The organism is Gelidibacter sediminis, from assembly GCF_004364975.1.
Taxonomy (GTDB): domain Bacteria; phylum Bacteroidota; class Bacteroidia; order Flavobacteriales; family Flavobacteriaceae; genus Gelidibacter; species Gelidibacter sediminis.
This window is the reverse complement of the sequence record NZ_SOBW01000008.1, coordinates 618,610-634,773: the sequence shown is the minus strand read 5'-3', so window position 1 is coordinate 634,773 and position 16,164 is coordinate 618,610. Positions and strand designations below refer to the sequence as shown.

At 37.0% G+C, this 16,164-nt stretch carries 16 protein-coding genes; 4 read left to right on the top strand and 12 right to left on the bottom strand.

All coding sequences use genetic code 11. The features are described 5' to 3' along the window. Nucleotides 1-36 precede the first annotated feature (36 nt). Nucleotides 37-927 (top strand): hypothetical protein, encoded by an 891-nt coding sequence (locus BXY82_RS09460; protein WP_133757951.1) that lies wholly within the window; start codon nucleotides 37-39, stop codon nucleotides 925-927. A gap of 113 nt (nucleotides 928-1,040) precedes the next feature. Here the strand turns inward: BXY82_RS09460 and BXY82_RS09455 are convergent, their stop codons facing one another. From BXY82_RS09455 to BXY82_RS09445, 3 genes are all read right to left on the bottom strand, one after another. Continuing rightward, complete coding sequence (locus BXY82_RS09455; protein ID WP_133757950.1) at nucleotides 1,041-2,111, bottom strand: AMP-binding protein; 1,071 nt, start codon at nucleotides 2,109-2,111, stop codon at nucleotides 1,041-1,043. 101 nt (nucleotides 2,112-2,212) lie between these two features. Next, complete coding sequence (locus BXY82_RS09450) at nucleotides 2,213-3,199, bottom strand: CPBP family intramembrane glutamic endopeptidase (protein WP_133757949.1); 987 nt, start codon at nucleotides 3,197-3,199, stop codon at nucleotides 2,213-2,215. 6 nt (nucleotides 3,200-3,205) lie between these two features. Further along, entirely contained in the window at nucleotides 3,206-4,240 is a 1,035-nt protein-coding gene (locus BXY82_RS09445) for an o-succinylbenzoate synthase (protein ID WP_133757948.1), read from the bottom strand. A 145-nt stretch (nucleotides 4,241-4,385) separates the two neighbouring features. Here BXY82_RS09445 and BXY82_RS09440 point away from each other — a divergent pair, with 145 nt between their 5' ends. Together BXY82_RS09440 and BXY82_RS09435 are read left to right on the top strand one after the other, a co-directional pair. Then, nucleotides 4,386-5,327 (top strand): sterol desaturase family protein, encoded by a 942-nt coding sequence (locus BXY82_RS09440; RefSeq protein WP_133757947.1) that lies wholly within the window; start codon nucleotides 4,386-4,388, stop codon nucleotides 5,325-5,327. 65 nt (nucleotides 5,328-5,392) lie between these two features. Next, nucleotides 5,393-6,184, top strand: coding sequence for an SDR family oxidoreductase (locus BXY82_RS09435; RefSeq protein ID WP_133757946.1), 792 nt, complete (start codon nucleotides 5,393-5,395; stop codon nucleotides 6,182-6,184). A 46-nt stretch (nucleotides 6,185-6,230) separates the two neighbouring features. Here BXY82_RS09435 and BXY82_RS09430 read toward each other — a convergent pair whose 3' ends face one another. From BXY82_RS09430 to BXY82_RS09395, 8 genes are all read right to left on the bottom strand, one after another. Next, nucleotides 6,231-6,908: a metal-dependent hydrolase gene (locus BXY82_RS09430; protein WP_133757945.1), complete on the bottom strand. Its 678-nt coding sequence runs from the start codon at nucleotides 6,906-6,908 to the stop codon at nucleotides 6,231-6,233. Nucleotides 6,909-7,036: 128 nt separating this feature from the next. Then, complete coding sequence (gene menA, locus BXY82_RS09425) at nucleotides 7,037-7,939, bottom strand: 1,4-dihydroxy-2-naphthoate octaprenyltransferase (protein WP_133757944.1); 903 nt, start codon at nucleotides 7,937-7,939, stop codon at nucleotides 7,037-7,039. Nucleotides 7,940-7,957: 18 nt separating this feature from the next. Then, nucleotides 7,958-8,797, bottom strand: a complete 840-nt coding sequence (locus tag BXY82_RS09420) for a 1,4-dihydroxy-2-naphthoyl-CoA synthase (RefSeq protein ID WP_133757943.1) — start codon at nucleotides 8,795-8,797, stop codon at nucleotides 7,958-7,960. 21 nt (nucleotides 8,798-8,818) lie between these two features. Continuing rightward, nucleotides 8,819-9,649: a CvfB family protein gene (locus BXY82_RS09415; protein WP_133757942.1), complete on the bottom strand. Its 831-nt coding sequence runs from the start codon at nucleotides 9,647-9,649 to the stop codon at nucleotides 8,819-8,821. 100 nt (nucleotides 9,650-9,749) lie between these two features. After that, nucleotides 9,750-10,091: a DUF2853 family protein gene (locus BXY82_RS09410; RefSeq protein ID WP_133757941.1), complete on the bottom strand. Its 342-nt coding sequence runs from the start codon at nucleotides 10,089-10,091 to the stop codon at nucleotides 9,750-9,752. Nucleotides 10,092-10,179: 88 nt separating this feature from the next. Then, complete coding sequence (menD, locus tag BXY82_RS09405; RefSeq protein ID WP_133757940.1) at nucleotides 10,180-11,937, bottom strand: 2-succinyl-5-enolpyruvyl-6-hydroxy-3-cyclohexene-1-carboxylate synthase; 1,758 nt, start codon at nucleotides 11,935-11,937, stop codon at nucleotides 10,180-10,182. Between the two features lie 167 nt (nucleotides 11,938-12,104). Further along, nucleotides 12,105-13,244, bottom strand: coding sequence for a chorismate-binding protein (locus BXY82_RS09400; RefSeq protein ID WP_133757939.1), 1,140 nt, complete (start codon nucleotides 13,242-13,244; stop codon nucleotides 12,105-12,107). Between the two features lies 1 nt (nucleotide 13,245). Continuing rightward, nucleotides 13,246-13,671, bottom strand: a complete 426-nt coding sequence (locus BXY82_RS09395) for a PaaI family thioesterase (RefSeq protein WP_133757938.1) — start codon at nucleotides 13,669-13,671, stop codon at nucleotides 13,246-13,248. A gap of 153 nt (nucleotides 13,672-13,824) precedes the next feature. On the opposite strand from BXY82_RS09395, the gene BXY82_RS09390 reads away from it, so the two are divergent. Beyond that, the gene (locus tag BXY82_RS09390) at nucleotides 13,825-14,469 is read left to right on the top strand and encodes an alpha/beta hydrolase (RefSeq protein WP_133757937.1); all 645 of its coding nucleotides are present in this window, start codon (nucleotides 13,825-13,827) and stop codon (nucleotides 14,467-14,469) included. Nucleotides 14,470-14,523: 54 nt separating this feature from the next. On the opposite strand, the gene BXY82_RS15445 is transcribed toward BXY82_RS09390, so the two are convergent. Further along, nucleotides 14,524-16,164 (bottom strand): T9SS type A sorting domain-containing protein (locus BXY82_RS15445; RefSeq protein ID WP_166643286.1); only part of this gene is annotated, 1,641 nt, incomplete at its 5' end.

The following is a 16,164-nucleotide window of genomic DNA, read 5'->3' as shown; positions in this document are numbered from 1 at the left end:
TAACTAACTAACTAACTAACTAACTAATACCTATTAATGAAACAGTCTATAATCTTAATCACCATATTATTATTTACTTCCGTTGGTCTTGCCCAAACTCCTACTGAGTCTATCGTGAGACGTTACATGCCTATCAAAATGTACAAATCTAAGTTCAATAAGCAACTGACTAAAAAAGATTCATTGAATATCAGAGTTATAGATAATGACACTTTGATATTGTTAGAAGACCAAACACTACCAAAGGGCGTTAAAGTGCCTTATGAACCAAAAGATTCTACATTTTTATCCTATTACAGAAAAGTGGCTTTCCAACATAAAAATGACATTTACAGTAACAAAACCTCAATGAAATATTGGAAAAATGACATCAGTATCTTCTTTTCAAAGAGTATCTCCAAAAAATCGAAAAAGGAGTTTATGTCCTTTTTAAAACAGATTGACAATGCCGTGGATTCCTTACGGATTAATGAAGCAAGAAGATTGGAAGATTCCAATTACGCTATTTATTATGCTGGTGATTATGAATACGAACCGCGACTGTATAATTCTAAGACTTCCAATTATTACATTTCATGGAATCACAATAAGATTTATAGGGGTGCAATCCGATTAGTTAAGAACGAACTTTCAATTGAGGAGATGTTGCAATTTAAAATGCGAGAATTCTTCATAAAATCTCTTGGGTATTTTAAATTTATTGATGACTTTGACTGTGATAGCTATTTTTCAAATTGTTACTCACCAAATAAAAAGTTGACCCTGATGGACCTGGAACTTTTAAAATATCATTATTCTTATGGCATATGTAAAGGGACCGACCTGAAAACTTTTGACGAACAACATGCCAGAGCGCAAGAGGTATTACAGAAAACAGGACAACGTATGTATTTTATTCATCTTACCGAAAATGAAACGAGTGAATAATCAACAGTATCACTTAATTTGACCTAAGATTGTCAATTAATGTGTAAAATAAAGGGAGCGAAAATCTTATTGCCTTCGCTCCTTTTCTATAGTCTATCTCTAGGATTTACGTTTTAGAGCAAATCGTTTCCTAATAATTTAAGAGTGCCTTTACGCTGAATCTTTCCTGTGGCAGTTTCTTTAAATTGAGGTATAACATAAATTTTTTTAGGAACTTCAAACTTATCCAAACCATTAAATATTTTAGTGTCGACTGTATTTTTATCGCTTTCCAAAACAAGAATCAGTTTTTCACCCAAGTCTTGATCTGGTTTAGATGCGATTATAAAACGTTCCTTAATTTTATTGGCGAGCTTGGCCTCTATCTGTTCTGGAAACAATTTTACACCGCCAGAATTGATTATATTATCAACACGCCCTATCAGTTCAAACTCAGTGTCTGAGTGTATCGTCACCACATCATTGGTGATTAATGGTTCTGAAGCCACTTTTGGCGCATCAATGATCAGGCAACCTCGGTCATCTTGGGAAATGGTAACATCAGGGAACACTGTAAAGTAGTTCATCTTGTCTTTACCATTCATTGCTTTTACAGCCACATGACTCACCGTTTCTGTCATGCCGTAAGTGGCATAAATTTTAGTTTCTAACCCTTGAATAGCGTCTTCCAATGGTTTTGAGATGGAAGCACCTCCAATGATCAACGTCTTGATATTGTAGATATAATCGATGGTGTTTTTTAATTGTAGTGGAATCATCGCAGAAAAATCATAAGTCTGGCCATAGTCAAAAATAGGCTGCGACGTAGGATCAACAAAATCGAGTTCCAATCCTAAAATCATTGCTCTTACCAACATCATTTTACCCGCAATATAGTGTGTAGGCAAGCATAGTAAAGCCCGTTGTCCCGGTTCCATATTAAAATAATTACCGGTCGCAATTGCTGAATTAACCATGGCTTGTTTACTCACCATCATCAATTTTGGTTTGCCTGTAGAACCAGACGTTCTTACTTTGATATAATCTTTTGTGTCTAGCCAATCCATCAAAAAATCGCCCATAACCTGTTCATAATAGGCACCTTCCTTAACTAAACTATAGGCTACTTCTTTAAGCTCTTCGGCATCGTATGTATTTCCGTTTAACTTAAATTTGAAATGTATTTTGTCAAATGTTGGCGTCATCTTACATGATTTTATAATGTGATAATCAATCTATTATCTGTATGTAGGCTAAGGTAAATATTTCATATGCATTTAGAGCCGCTATTGCGTAAAATAAGCTCTTATTCCGTACCAATGGTATCAATCTCTTCTAATACTTTGTAATTCTCTTTTGGCAGCTCCACTACTTTACCAAATAACTTACCTTTCCAATCTGTCCAATTGTACATTTTAGAGAGGATAATGAGTATGATAGGAAACATCACAAAAACAGGTACAAGCACATCCGTAAATCCTGCTGTTTCAGGATCTGATAAATCTTTTAAAATGGAGTGGGTTTGAAAAGCAGTCCAATCGGCCGTTACTAGCAAAGCGGTAAATAAATTGTTGGCAGCGTGAAACCCTAAAGCCAACTCTAACCCATCATCCATCAAGGTCATAATACCTAAGAATAATCCTGTGCCTATATAGTACACCATTATTATTGGCCCGAGTTTATCTACTTCAGGATTTGCAATATGCAACAATCCAAAAACTACCGAAGTGAAAATTAACGGGATCACTTTATACTTTGTTATCACGCCAAGCCCTTGCATGATATAGCCTCTAAACAAATACTCTTCAAAACTTGTCTGTAACGGCACCAAAATAATGGCAATCAGACAAAGAATTAAGAATGGCTGTAATTTAAAATTGAATACATAATCTTCAGGAGACATCAGATAATCTACAAGTACTAGTCCAGACGATAAAATTCCCCAAGCAAAAAATATGACCCAAAAACGTTTCCAATCAATTTTTGGCCGTGCCGTTGTTAGCGATGTAAACGATTGTTTATGCAACCATTTAACGGCTCCGAGTAGGAATAACAAGCCTCCTGCAAACGGTAATAATATGAATATCAGATTGAGATTAGGATCAAACAAGCCCATAAGGTAAGCTGTATCGCCCATCTTAGATTGGTCAACAGTTCCACCTTCCATGGTTTTTAAGAGTACTCCTAATGCATGCGGAATTGAAAATAGTGTCAATCCTACGAGTGCAATAATGATTCCCACTATATAACGCCACCAATCATGTAATCCTTTAAACGCCTGAGCTATGTACATATGTAATTATAAATTAAAATTCCAATTAATGTTATGATCGTATTTCAAATGACCCTGTTCAACCACTAGAGGGCTGGTAAAGTTATTGGTAAACAAACTTCCGGTACCAAGACCTTGAGGTCGATTATTTTCTAAAGTATAGGTCCATTGGGCAATCGCATTCAACCCAACATTACTCTCCAACGCGCTGGTTATCCAATGGCCAATAGTGTTTGAATTTGCAGCTTCAATCCACTCGTTACTACCTTTATATCCACCCACTAATGTTGGTTTTAAGATGATATATTGAGGCCTCACGGTTTCTAACAACTGGTGTTTATCTGTAAGGTCAAAAACACCGATTAATTCTTCATCCAAAGCAATATCCAACGGTGTACTTTCGCAAAGTTTAGCCATCTCCTCTACCTGCCCTTGTTTTATAGGTTGTTCAATGGAATGCAATTGATAGTCTGATAAACGTTTTAATTTTTCTAGAGCCTCTTCTGGCTTAAATGCACCATTGGCATCCACTCGCAATTCAATATCAGTCGCCGAAAAATGAGTTCTGATGGATTTGAGGAGCGCTAGTTCAGTTTGGAAATCGATAGCTCCAATCTTAAGTTTAATGCAATCGAATCCAGCGTCAATTTTGGATTTGATCTGCGCTCTCATAAACGTTTCCGTACCCATCCAAATCAAACCATTTATGGGAATAGCAGTTTTTCCTTTGGTAAATTCAGATGGAAATAGTTCAAATGACACTGAAGCGTCAAGATCTAAAAAAGCCATTTCCAAACCAAATTGGATGCTCGGAAACTCTTTCAACTTCGACAAAAGCACTTCTTTTCCTAAAAAAACATTCTTACAGGTCCAACGCAAGACAGATTCAAAATCTGGCCGATCGTCAACAGACAAACCTCTAAACATTCCACATTCCCCAATCCCTTTTTTACCGTCTGACTCAATAATAATGAACCACGTATCCTTGGTTTTCAGAACGCCACGGGAAGTGCCACTAGGTTGTTTAAAGTTGAGGGTGTATTTTTGGTAGGTCGCTATCATAATTCCCGTCAAAAATAGTCAAAAAATGTTGTATTTTTAAGAAATGAAAAGCGGGTATTTCCATGAATTTCATTCTTTAGAAAGAAACACTATAATTTAACGACACCCTATATAATTGCTCACTGTTTAGAACACGTAAGTCATCATGCCTGAATTTCCAAATATCATTCTTTATGCCATCCCATTTTTCGTTATTTCTATCGGGTTGGAAATTTACGGCAGCATCAAAGAAAACAAGAAATCATACAATACTAAAGATGCAGTTACCTCAATTACCATGGGATTGGGAAATGTCATGTTGGGATTTATAAGTAAAGGCTTGGTGTTGTTTGCATTTATGCTGATTTATGAAAACTTCCGAATTTTCTCCATCCCGCTTGCTTGGTGGAGTTTTGTTTTACTATTATTTGCTGATGATTTTGCTTATTATTGGTTCCATCGTATATCTCATGAAAACCGATTATTTTGGGCGTCTCATGTAGTGCACCATTCTTCAGAACATTATAATTTAAGTACCGCCTTGCGTCAAACTTGGTCTGGCGGATTTTATACTTTTATATTTTGGTTATGGCTGCCCTTGATTGGGTTTCATCCCGGAATGATCCTTTTACAGATGTCGGTGAGTTTATTATGTCAATTTTGGATTCATACGGAAGCGATTGACAAAATGCCCAAATGGTTTGAGGCCGTTATGAATACACCATCCCACCACCGCGTGCACCATGGGAGTAATCCGCTGTATTTAGATAGAAATCATGCGGGAATTTTTATAATTTGGGACAAAATGTTTGGGACTTTTCAACCGGAACTTAAAGAAGAGAAAGTATTATACGGGTTAGTTACGAATATTGAAACACACAACCCACTAAAAGTAGCATTCCATGAATGGCTGGCCATGGGAAAGGATGTATTTTATGGTAAAAAATCTATCCAAGATCGCGTAAAATATATTTTTAAACCACCAGGATGGAAACATGATGGCACGGGAAAATTAAGTGACGATTTACGGAAGGAATGGCAGGCTTCAGAGGGCAGTGGGCAGTCAGCAGTAGGCGGTAGTCAGTCTGTAATGAGGAATGAGGTGTGAGGGTATAATTTGGTTCGCCTTATTCAATTTCAACCTCTATTTCAACTTCAATTTCAACTTCATAAATGAATTTCAACACTAAAGTTATTTGGATTACGGGCGCTTCAAGCGGGATTGGCAAAGCTTTGGCTCTAGCTTTATCTCAGCAGGATTGCAATTTGATATTATCTTCGCGACGCAAAGAAGCGCTTGAAGACGTCAGAAATCAATGTCATCATCCAGAAAACGTTGCCATTTTACCATTCGATTTAGCAGACTACGAGCAGATGAGACCTGTAGTTATTGATGCAATCAACTGTTATGGTAAAATTGATATTGTTATCAATAATGGTGGCATAAGTCAACGGTCGTTAGTTATCGATACGGATATTAGTGTGGATGAGAAATTGATGGCAGTAGATTATTTAGGTCCTGTTGCCCTTTCCAAAGCATTATTACCTCATTTTGTAGAGCGAAAAAGTGGCCATTTTGTGACGGTTAGTAGTGTTATGGGGAAATTTAGCAGTCCCTACCGTTCAGGGTATTGTGGTGCCAAACATGCTTTACACGGCTTTTTTGATGCCTTACGCTTAGAGCATGATAAAGACAACATCAAAGTGACCATGATTTGTCCAGGATTTGTGAATACAGATGTCGCAAAAAATGCATTGACCGGAGATGGAACACAACAAAGATATCAAGATGAAGCTACTGAGGAAGGTTTGCATGTAGATGATTTTGCAAAGCGCATGATAAGAGCAATTCAACGAGAAAAATTTGAAGCATATATTGGCAGGAAAGAAATATTAGGAGTGTATTTAAAACGATTTTTCCCTAAAGTTTTGCATTGGTATGTGCTAAGGAGTACGGTGAGATAAGTCTTCATACACGGCACATTATCACAAATTCAGTCCCACCAAAACATTATAATTCTATATTCTCCCCGATCTCCAGCAACATCAAATCTTTATTCTTGTCGAAAAATTTACGTTTCGCTTCTTCGTGGTCAATTTCAATATAACCAAAAGTGTCGTAATGGTAGCCCATAATTTTATCGCATTGAATAAAATCGCTGGCAATAATGGCATCATCAATCCCCATGGTAAAATTGTCACCAATAGGTAATATAGCCAAATCAAGCTTTACAAACATAGGAATGAGTTTCATGTCCATTGTCAAGGCAGTATCACCTGCAATATAGATGTTTTTGCGTTCGCCTTCAATTACAAAACCGCCTGGTTGTCCGCCATAGGATCCATCAGGAAAAGAAGACGTGTGGATTGCATTGACATATTTTACATTGCCAAATTCAAAATCCCAAGATCCTCCATGGTTCATCGGATGAACTTCAAAGCCCATCGCTTCAAAATGACTCGCGATTTCAAAATTAGAGACAATCATCGCATTCGTACGCTTGGCTATGGCTTCTACATCCAAAATATGATCTTGATGGGCATGCGTTAGCAATATATAATCGGCCTTTAAGGTGTTAATATCTATTTCAGATGCCTTTTCATTGGCTGAGATAAACGGATCTACTAATATATGCACTTCATTAACCTCAATTCCTAAACTTGCGTGACCGTAATATGTGATTTTCATGTGATTGTAAATTTGATGTCTAATTATTTTTACGACTTAAATATATTCAAAATTTATGGCACCTCCCTATCTGAACCACTCAAAAATGGCAAAGTTTTAAGCAAAAAAATAAAAAAAACTTTGGAGTCTTATACTATATAACCAATCCCTAATAACAAAGAGAAAAGGAAGGTGGATAGCGCCAATATTTTTAATTGAGCATCGAAGTCCGAAGCGAGTTCTGCCTTGATAATTCTATATATATGAATGCTTAAAGGGATATAAGATATTAGAAATATAAAATTCCATAGTGAGGTATAATATAGAATTGAAAAAAGGAGTCCCAACATCATGGCCGCAATTATTAGGAACAAATGGTATGTCTTCGCTTTGGACTTGCCTAGCTTTACTGCCATCGTAATTTTATTAGAAAGGGTATCTGATTCGATATCTCTAATGTTATTAAGGTTAAGCACTCCAACACTCAGTAAACCTACTACTATTGCTGGCAGCATTACAATATGATCCAATTGTTTAGCGAAAAGAAAATAGCTTCCCACCACACTAACCAGTCCGAAAAACACAAAAACAAATAAATCGCCTAAACCGCGGTAGCCATAAGCAGATTCGCCCATTGTATATTTAAGAGCAGCATATACCGAAAATCCACCCAACACAAAAAAGAATAGGGTATATAAAAAATAACCATGTCCAAATGCGAAGTAAATGAGCATTATGGTTAAAAATATAACAATAAGTACATTAATTTTTAAACCTTCCAACATTTGGTCCGGGGTAATTTGACCACTCTGAATAGCCCGCATGGGGCCTAATCTATTTTCATTATCTGTACCCTTAACGCCATCGCCATAATCATTGGCCAAGTTTGAAAGGATTTGTAACGCAACCGTCACCAAAATGGCTAGCGCAAAAACAAGCTGATCAAAAACGCCATTGTAAGCTGCAAAACATCCACCAATGATAATTCCTGAAATAGACAATGGTAACGTTCGCAATCTGAACGCCGATAACCAAGGCTTAATATTGTTCATGCTATAATTCTGAAGGGATTAAGGAATCCATTTTTTCTCGAAGTTTGGTTTCCGTTTTTCTAAAAAGGCGTTTCGACCTTCAGTGGCTTCATCAGTCATATAGGCCAAACGCGTTGCTTCTCCTGCAAACACCTGCTGCCCTACCATACCATCATCAGTCATATTCATGGCAAATTTTAGCATTTTTATTGAGGTTGGCGATTTTGCCAATATTTCTTGCGCCCATTCGTAAGCCGTATCTTCTAAATCAGCGTGCGGAATGACGGCATTGACCATTCCCATTTCAAAAGCTTCTTGTGCAGAATAGTTTCTACCCAAGAAAAAGATCTCCCGAGCTTTCTTTTGCCCTACCATTTTTGCTAAATATGCAGACCCATAGCCGCCGTCAAAACTGGTAACATCAGCATCGGTTTGCTTAAAAATAGCATGCTCCTTGCTCGCCAAAGTTAAATCGCACACCACATGCAAACTGTGTCCGCCACCAACGGCCCATCCCGGTACTACCGCGATAACTGCCTTAGGCATGAATCTGATCAGACGTTGTACTTCCAAAATATTTAAACGGTGATAGCCATCTTCTCCAACATAGCCTTGATGCCCTCTGGCTTTTTGATCGCCACCACTACAAAATGAATACACACCATCTTTAGATGATGGCCCTTCTGCTGATAACAATACCACGCCGATATTTACATCTTCATTGGCGTTATAAAACGCATCATATAATTCGCTGGTCGTTTTTGGCCTGAATGCATTTCTAACGTCAGGTCTGTTAAACGCTATTCGGGCAACCCCGTTAGATTTTTTATAGGTGATATCTTGGTATTCCTTTACAGTTTCCCACTTAATTTGACTCATGTAGTATGTTTTTTTTACGAATTAAATAAGGTAGATACCATCATCCTTAATTTCTATTAATCGTTGTTTATATAAAGTTCCGACGGCTTTTTTAAAGGTTTTCTTACTCATTTGTAACATTGCTTTAATATCTTCTGGATCAGATTTATCTGTTAAATTAAGATAACCTCCATTATCTTCCAACTCATACATAATGGCATCAGCATTGGGTTCAATCTTTCTATAGCCAATTTGCTCTAAGGTAATATCCAATTTATTGTCAGGTCTAATTTTCTTAACGATACCTTTCAATCGGTCACCAATGCTCAATTCTTTATATATATCATCCTGAAAAATTAAGCCCGCATGTCTATTATTGACAATAACATTCATCCCGATTTCAGAAGGATGGGAAATAATTACATCAACCTCTTCAAATTGACTGACCGTCAGTTCTTTATTATCTAAAAAATGATTTGTTTTGCTAGAGGCCGCCAAACGCCCGGTTTTTTCATCTAAATAACAATGCACTAAATACCAACCACCAGCTTTCATTTTGAAGGCCTGCTCCTTAAACGGACAGAACAACTCCTTAACCAAGCCCCAATCTAAAAAGGCACCATGTGGGGTAACTTGATTGCAGCGTAACATGGCAAACTCGCCGCGAGTAATATAAGGTCTATCAGTAACTGCAACAAGACGTTCATCATTGTCTAAATACACAAATACTTCAATCTTTTCCCATATTTGATAGGTTTCAGGAACATATCTATTTGGCAGTAGGACTTCATTGCCTTCGCTGTCGGCAATATATAGGCCTTGCTCGGCTTCGCGTAGTATTTCTAAGGTGTTAAATTCTCCAATATGTATCATGCTGCAAAGGTAAGAATATTAGTGTTTATCCAATAAAAAAAAGCGATACAGTTCTGAGGTTTCAGAGGTATCGCTTTAAATAAAGTAATGTCTTAATATCTTATTTATAAACTGATTCTTTCTTAAAGTGAGTTGTCAATAAATAATAGACTACAGCTCTATATTTGTTTCTGTTCGATTTACCGTAAGTCTCCATAACAGCATCAATACCTTTATCCAACTCAGGTCCATCTTTTAATCCTAATTTTTTGATCAAAAAGTTGTTTTTTACAGTTGCTAATTCAGCAGGATCAGAACCAGAAACAGTTGCAGCATCCGCATTGTAAATAGAAGGACCACAACCAATAACAACTTTAGTCAATAAATCCATATCAGCATTTACACCGCATTTTTCTTTTAAATCTGCCGCGTATTTTGTAATTAATTCATCTCTTTTGCTCATTTTTAAAATTTTATAGTTAATTATTTATCAAGTTTCAATATAGCAAAATTTGGCATACTTGCAATGCAATGTGTAAAATAATTACAACTTAAGATAAGTGTTTAAAATAATTAAGTAGAATCTCATCATTAGGTTGACCAGCCGTATTGATTTCTAGAATTTTTGGCTGATTACTCTCTTTAAAAAACGAATTGAGCGCATTGGTTAAGTCACTCTCAGTTGACACGCGCTTATATTTAAAATTAAACATTTCAGCCAAATGTTGGGCGGTTAATGTGTGTTTGGTTTCAAAGAAAGTATCAAAATTTTCTGTATCCTTATGCCCGGGAAGAATCCTAAAAATACCCCCACCACCATTGTTTATAATAATAATTCTGAAAGATGCAGGAATATAATTGTTCCAAAGTGCATTGCTATCATAGAAAAAACTTAAATCGCCAGTGATAAAATTTGTCTGTCGTTTATGGGCAACGGCACAACCTATTGCGGTAGATGTGCTTCCGTCAATACCACTTGTTCCTCTATTGCAAAAGACCTCTATAGATTTATGGATGTCAAATAATTGTGCATATCTAATGGCTGAACTGTTACCAACCTGTAATATAGTATCATTTGGTAAATTCTTAAAAAGAATATCAAAGGCTTTGAAATCAGAAAACGGAAGGTTTTCCACATAGCTCAGATGCTTTTTACCCCGGTCTAATTTAATCCCTGTCCAATAGTTTTTATAAGAGGTCTTGACTTCCTTTATTTTGGGCAAAAACTCACTTAAAAAATAATTTGGAGTTTCTTTTATATGTTGTGTCAAACAGAAGAAGGTATCGTAGGCTCTGGTTTCGCTGATATGCCAATGTTCTTTAGGCTGATATTCCCTTAAAAAGGCTTTTATTTTCTTAGAAACTATCATCCCACCAAAAGTGATGAGAATTTCGGGTTGTAATTTTTTGAAATCGTCTTTCTTTAGTGGCGCTATCAACTTATCGATATTTGTGATAAACGTTCCATGATCGAGATTGGAGGTGGTTTCCGTAAGGACAATCACACTCTCATCCTTGGCTAATAAATTCAGCCATTTTTGCTCTATTAGATTGGGCTCAAACTCACCTACCAACACCATTTTACGCTTTGCTTTCCGCCAATCATTTAAACATTGATCCAAAATATAGGTATCCATCTTAGGCTCCTCTTTCTCGATGGGAATGTTTTTTGGCGCTACTTTTAAAGCATCAACCATCTCGTATAATGGCTCATCAAAAGGCACATTTATATGTACTGGACCTTTTTTAAATACAGCCTTATTTAGTGCGTCATTTAACTCTTGCTCATTATGCTTTTGAATATCTTTTTGCAGTCCCAACAAACGTTCTAGCTTGTCTTCAATATTCTTAAAAATTGGAATGTCTTCAGTAACAGGAATATTGAGTTCATCCTTTAAATCCAACTTTAAATTTGCAGAATGAAGAATGTGATTTTCAAAAACGTTTTTTTGGTTGATGGTTTGTCCGTCGCCTATGTTTTGAAGGTGTTTAGGCCGATCTGCGGATAGGACCACTAATGGTATTTCACTATAAAACGCTTCAGATACCGCCGGATAATAATTGAGCACAGCACTACCTGATGTACAAACCACCGCTACCGGTAATTTAATTTGTTGCGCAATTCCCAAAGCAAAAAAAGCAGCGCAACGCTCATCTACAATACTGTAGCATTTAAAAAAAGGATCATTTGAAAAACCAATAGTCAGCGGTGCGTTTCTACTTCCTGGAGAAATTACAATATGTTTGATGTTTTTTGCTTTACAAAGCTGGATTACAGTTTGTGCAAGGGGTATTTTAGGATATTTCATTCATAGCTAATCTTATCACAAAAATACAAAAATAGGTCCGCTATATACGCCTATTTGAGTTGAAAAAATTAAGCATTAAATTTAATAAAAGTCTGAAGAACTCTTTTTTAGGGTATAATATTGGTCCGTACTAAAAGAACCTGGTTTATTTTAAATACTGCATCAAATTACAATAGAACCCGCTTAATTATTTGAGATTTTTGCACGGTCTCTTCCCATTCAGATACAGCGTCGGAATCTTTAGTGATACCGCCACCAACATACATATATACCTTATTATTCTTGAATTGCATACACCTCAAATTCACATATAAATCAGAAGTGGTTTTTGACACGCGGTAGGCGTTATTTTCAACATTGCGTCTATTTGTGTTTCTGGATTTGGTTTCTTTTAGATTTAATTCGCCTAAAAATCCAGCATAAAATTCTCGCGAATAACCTTCATGTGCAATAATAAATGTTTTGGCCTTTTCCTTGGGGAGTCCGCAAACCGCGGGTGTTGGGTGTAATGCAGTTATAATAGGCTTTAGGCCAGTTCCGGCTTGTGCCAATTGCAGCATAATGTCAGTTTTTAAATGTAACAAATTACCAGCTTTAATAGTATGTTGTGCTGACACTTCCATCTGTAAATGAGAACTACCATTTCCTACTGCCTCCTGCAATTGATCTACGATAAAATCAGTAACAATTTGCTGTTCTTCACGCTCTTTATCTTTCCAAAATACATCCGTTGATCCTTTATAAGCTTGTGTCCCGGCAAGCGCCATAGTTTTCAGCCGATTGCCACGGATGTTCAAAAAAGTTTCTGGGGTAGCGCCCAACCACAGTCCCACCTCAGGATGATACCAACAATACACGAAAGCCGTCGCATAGGTGTTGAGCAATTTTTCAAAAATAGAAATTGGATCTTGTTCATTAGTTTCTACAACCTCACACCGCGACAGTACAACTTTTTTAAAGGCGTTTTGCTGTATGGCATCAATTCCTTTTTTTACAAGATTAATATGAAAATCTTTCTGACTACTATCTGAATTACTAATGTAGTCGGAAAGTTTCATATTGTCTAACTTAACAAAACTGTGCGTTATATGTGTAGCATTACCAAAAGGTATCAAAAAGCTGCTGTGGTTTGAATCAAAAGGGGCAAATACAAAACCACTTTCAGTAAAATCAGTACAGTAATGTATAGCATCATCTTTTTGAAGCCACCCTTTAATGATGGAAGTCTCAGGTTTTTTATAAGCCACAAACGGCAGTTTTTGATGGAATTGTGTCTTTAGTTGCTCAAAAAAATGATTCAAAATCATGCTATTTTTTTTTAGGCAAACTAATGGTAGACAACCTACAGATAGATACTAAATTATCATGGTCGTCCGTAATTCTGATATCTAAAAGCTGGGTGGTCCGTCCTTTATGGATAAAAGTAGCTTTAGCCCAAACATAACCGTCTTTAACAGACTTTAGATGGTTTGCGGTAATTTCAAGTCCGCGGACAAATAAATGTTCCGTATCCAAAAAAATATGGGAAGCGAAACTTCCAACGCTTTCGGCCAACGCTGCAGTGGCACCGCCATGAAGCACACCATCTGGCTGATAGACCCGCGAATTGACTGGCATTTTAGCGACTAAAAAATCAGGGCCATAGTCAACCATTTCAATTTGAAGCGTTTCCATTAGGGTGTTTTTACTGGCCGCATTTGCTTTAGCCAATACATCTTCTTTAGTTATTTGCATAGGTCAATTAAGATTTTTTATAACAAAACGTAAAGGTACAAAACAATATGTGATGAAGATATTATTTCAAGATCTCTAAAACTTTTAGGAAGTTAGAATCGTACTAATATCTTGTAGATCTTCTTACCTTTACCATATAGATCCTTAAGTCCTATGAATTCCAACGAAAAAGACATCACCTACCACACCACTAATACTTATTCTACCTTAAATAACCTTTCAGAAAAAACCCAGAATGTTTGGTTTGTTTGCCATGGAATGGGTTATTTGAGTCGGTATTTTTTAAAATATTTTACAGATTTAGATGCTGAGAAAAACTTCTTTATTGCCCCACAAGCACAAAGTAAATATTATATGCCACCGAAATTTAAACATGTTGGAGCGAGTTGGCTAACTAAGGAAAATACCGTTAAAGAAACAGCAAATGTTCTTCGTTATTTTGATGCGATATTTGCCGCAGAAACGATTCCCAAGGAGACAAATTTAATTGTTTTAGGCTACTCTCAAGGCGTATCAGTAGCCTTACGCTACATAGCAAAAAGACACTTAAATTGTGCTCAAATTGTGATGATGTCAGGGGGAATTCCTAAAGAAGTTGTTGCAAAAGATTTTCAATTTTTAAAAACGGACACCAAAGTCTCTTTAATCTATGGAACTTCTGATGAGTATTTAGATGAAGATCGTTTAGTTTCTGAAAAAAATAGAGCTTTTGAATTGTTTGGACATTGTAATTTACAGATTGTTCCGTTTGAAGGTGGCCATATGGTCAACAAAACACTCTTAAATACATTGGTATAAATAAAAAAGCGACCATTTTTAGATGGTCGCTTTTATTTTTAAAGATTAAACTTATTATCGTTTGGCATCAGATGAAATTACTTTCTTGATCTCAACGCCTCTATTTGTAGTGAATTTTACAAATAACATATGTTTAATGGCATTTGATAAATCGAAGTCGATTTTCATTTTCTCGCCTGTTACATAAGATTTGTTTTCGTACGAATCAATCAATCTACCTCTAATGTCTCTTATTTCAATTGAAACATCTGTATCATAATCGTATCGATATGAAATGCCCACTTTATCAACAAATGGATTTGGCGCTACGACAATGTCTCCCGATTTTTCCAAACTCTCAGGTTTTGTAAATGCCGCACTAGGCGTTGCACATCTAACGGAAACCTCATTATCAAATGCAATTCCATTATTATTACCATCCAAAACTCCTGAGGTACAAGCAACTCCATGAACAATAATATAGAAAGAACCTCCAGAAACATTTACAGGTCCTACTTGATAGTTTTGAACACCACCACCTAAGTCAGGATTGAAGTTGTATTGTCCTGGTGCTACAGTAGCCTCGGTTTTCTTACCTTTCGTAACCATTGGTACAGGTGTACATCCAATATACACATGAGCTTCATTTAACACGCTGCCTCCAGTCATTTCATAATAAACTGTTACATCGCCGTTGTCAGCATAAACCACTCTTGCATTACCATACTCATAACCGTTTTCGGTATTGCAGTGTGCTGCACCACCATATAAGGTGAAATTATAAGTGCCGGGTGCGGTAATCTCATTTGTCCAGCCCCAACGATTGTTGTTTTTAAGTTCTGAAACTTCAGAGAAACAAGTGGAGGTTTCACTATTATAGGCAAACACAGTGTCGCATTCAGGTTCAGCCTGACAAGTAATTACTGATAATTCAATTGTTGCCTTTCCTTCACAGCCATTTAAACCAATATAAGTATAAGTAACTGTATGTAAACCGTTACCAGCAATCATCGGATCAAATAAACCTGTGTCAGCGTTAATTGCAGCAGAGCCACTAAATGTTCCGCCTGATGGACTTGCCATAATTTGAACTGGTCCATTCTCTATACATACTGGTTCCAATGGGGTCATAGTTACAGTAGGAGGCGTAACATCTTCAGTTACTTCTACGCTATCTTCATCATAACAACCATTTTGACTATCTGTCACTCTTAGTTTATACAAACCAATCTTAGATACCATGATCTCTGCCATGTCTGCAGTAAATCCATCCGGACCAGTCCATGAGTAAACTAATATAGCGCCAGGTTTAATGGATGAGCCATTACCTGTTAAGGTAACAGTTGTTGTTGCACATGTCAACTCCATATCTGCCCCAGCATCTGCTGTAGGCACCGTTTTATCCTCTCCAACCGTGACGGTATCCTCCATATAGCAACCATTGTCGTTATCGGTTACACGCAAGGTATAATCACCGGCAACAGAGACCGTGATCTGGGCCGTACTCGCACTGTAGCCGCTAGGACCACTCCATGAATATACCAGGTCGGCATCAGGATTGGTGGAATCCCCAACGCCCGTAAGCATGACACTCGTTGTGGTACAGGTGAGCTCCACATCCGCCCCAGCGTCTGCTGTAGGCTTATCTGAATTCTGACCCACTGTAACGGTGTCCTCCATATAACAACCGTTGTCGTTATCGGTCACACGCAGGGT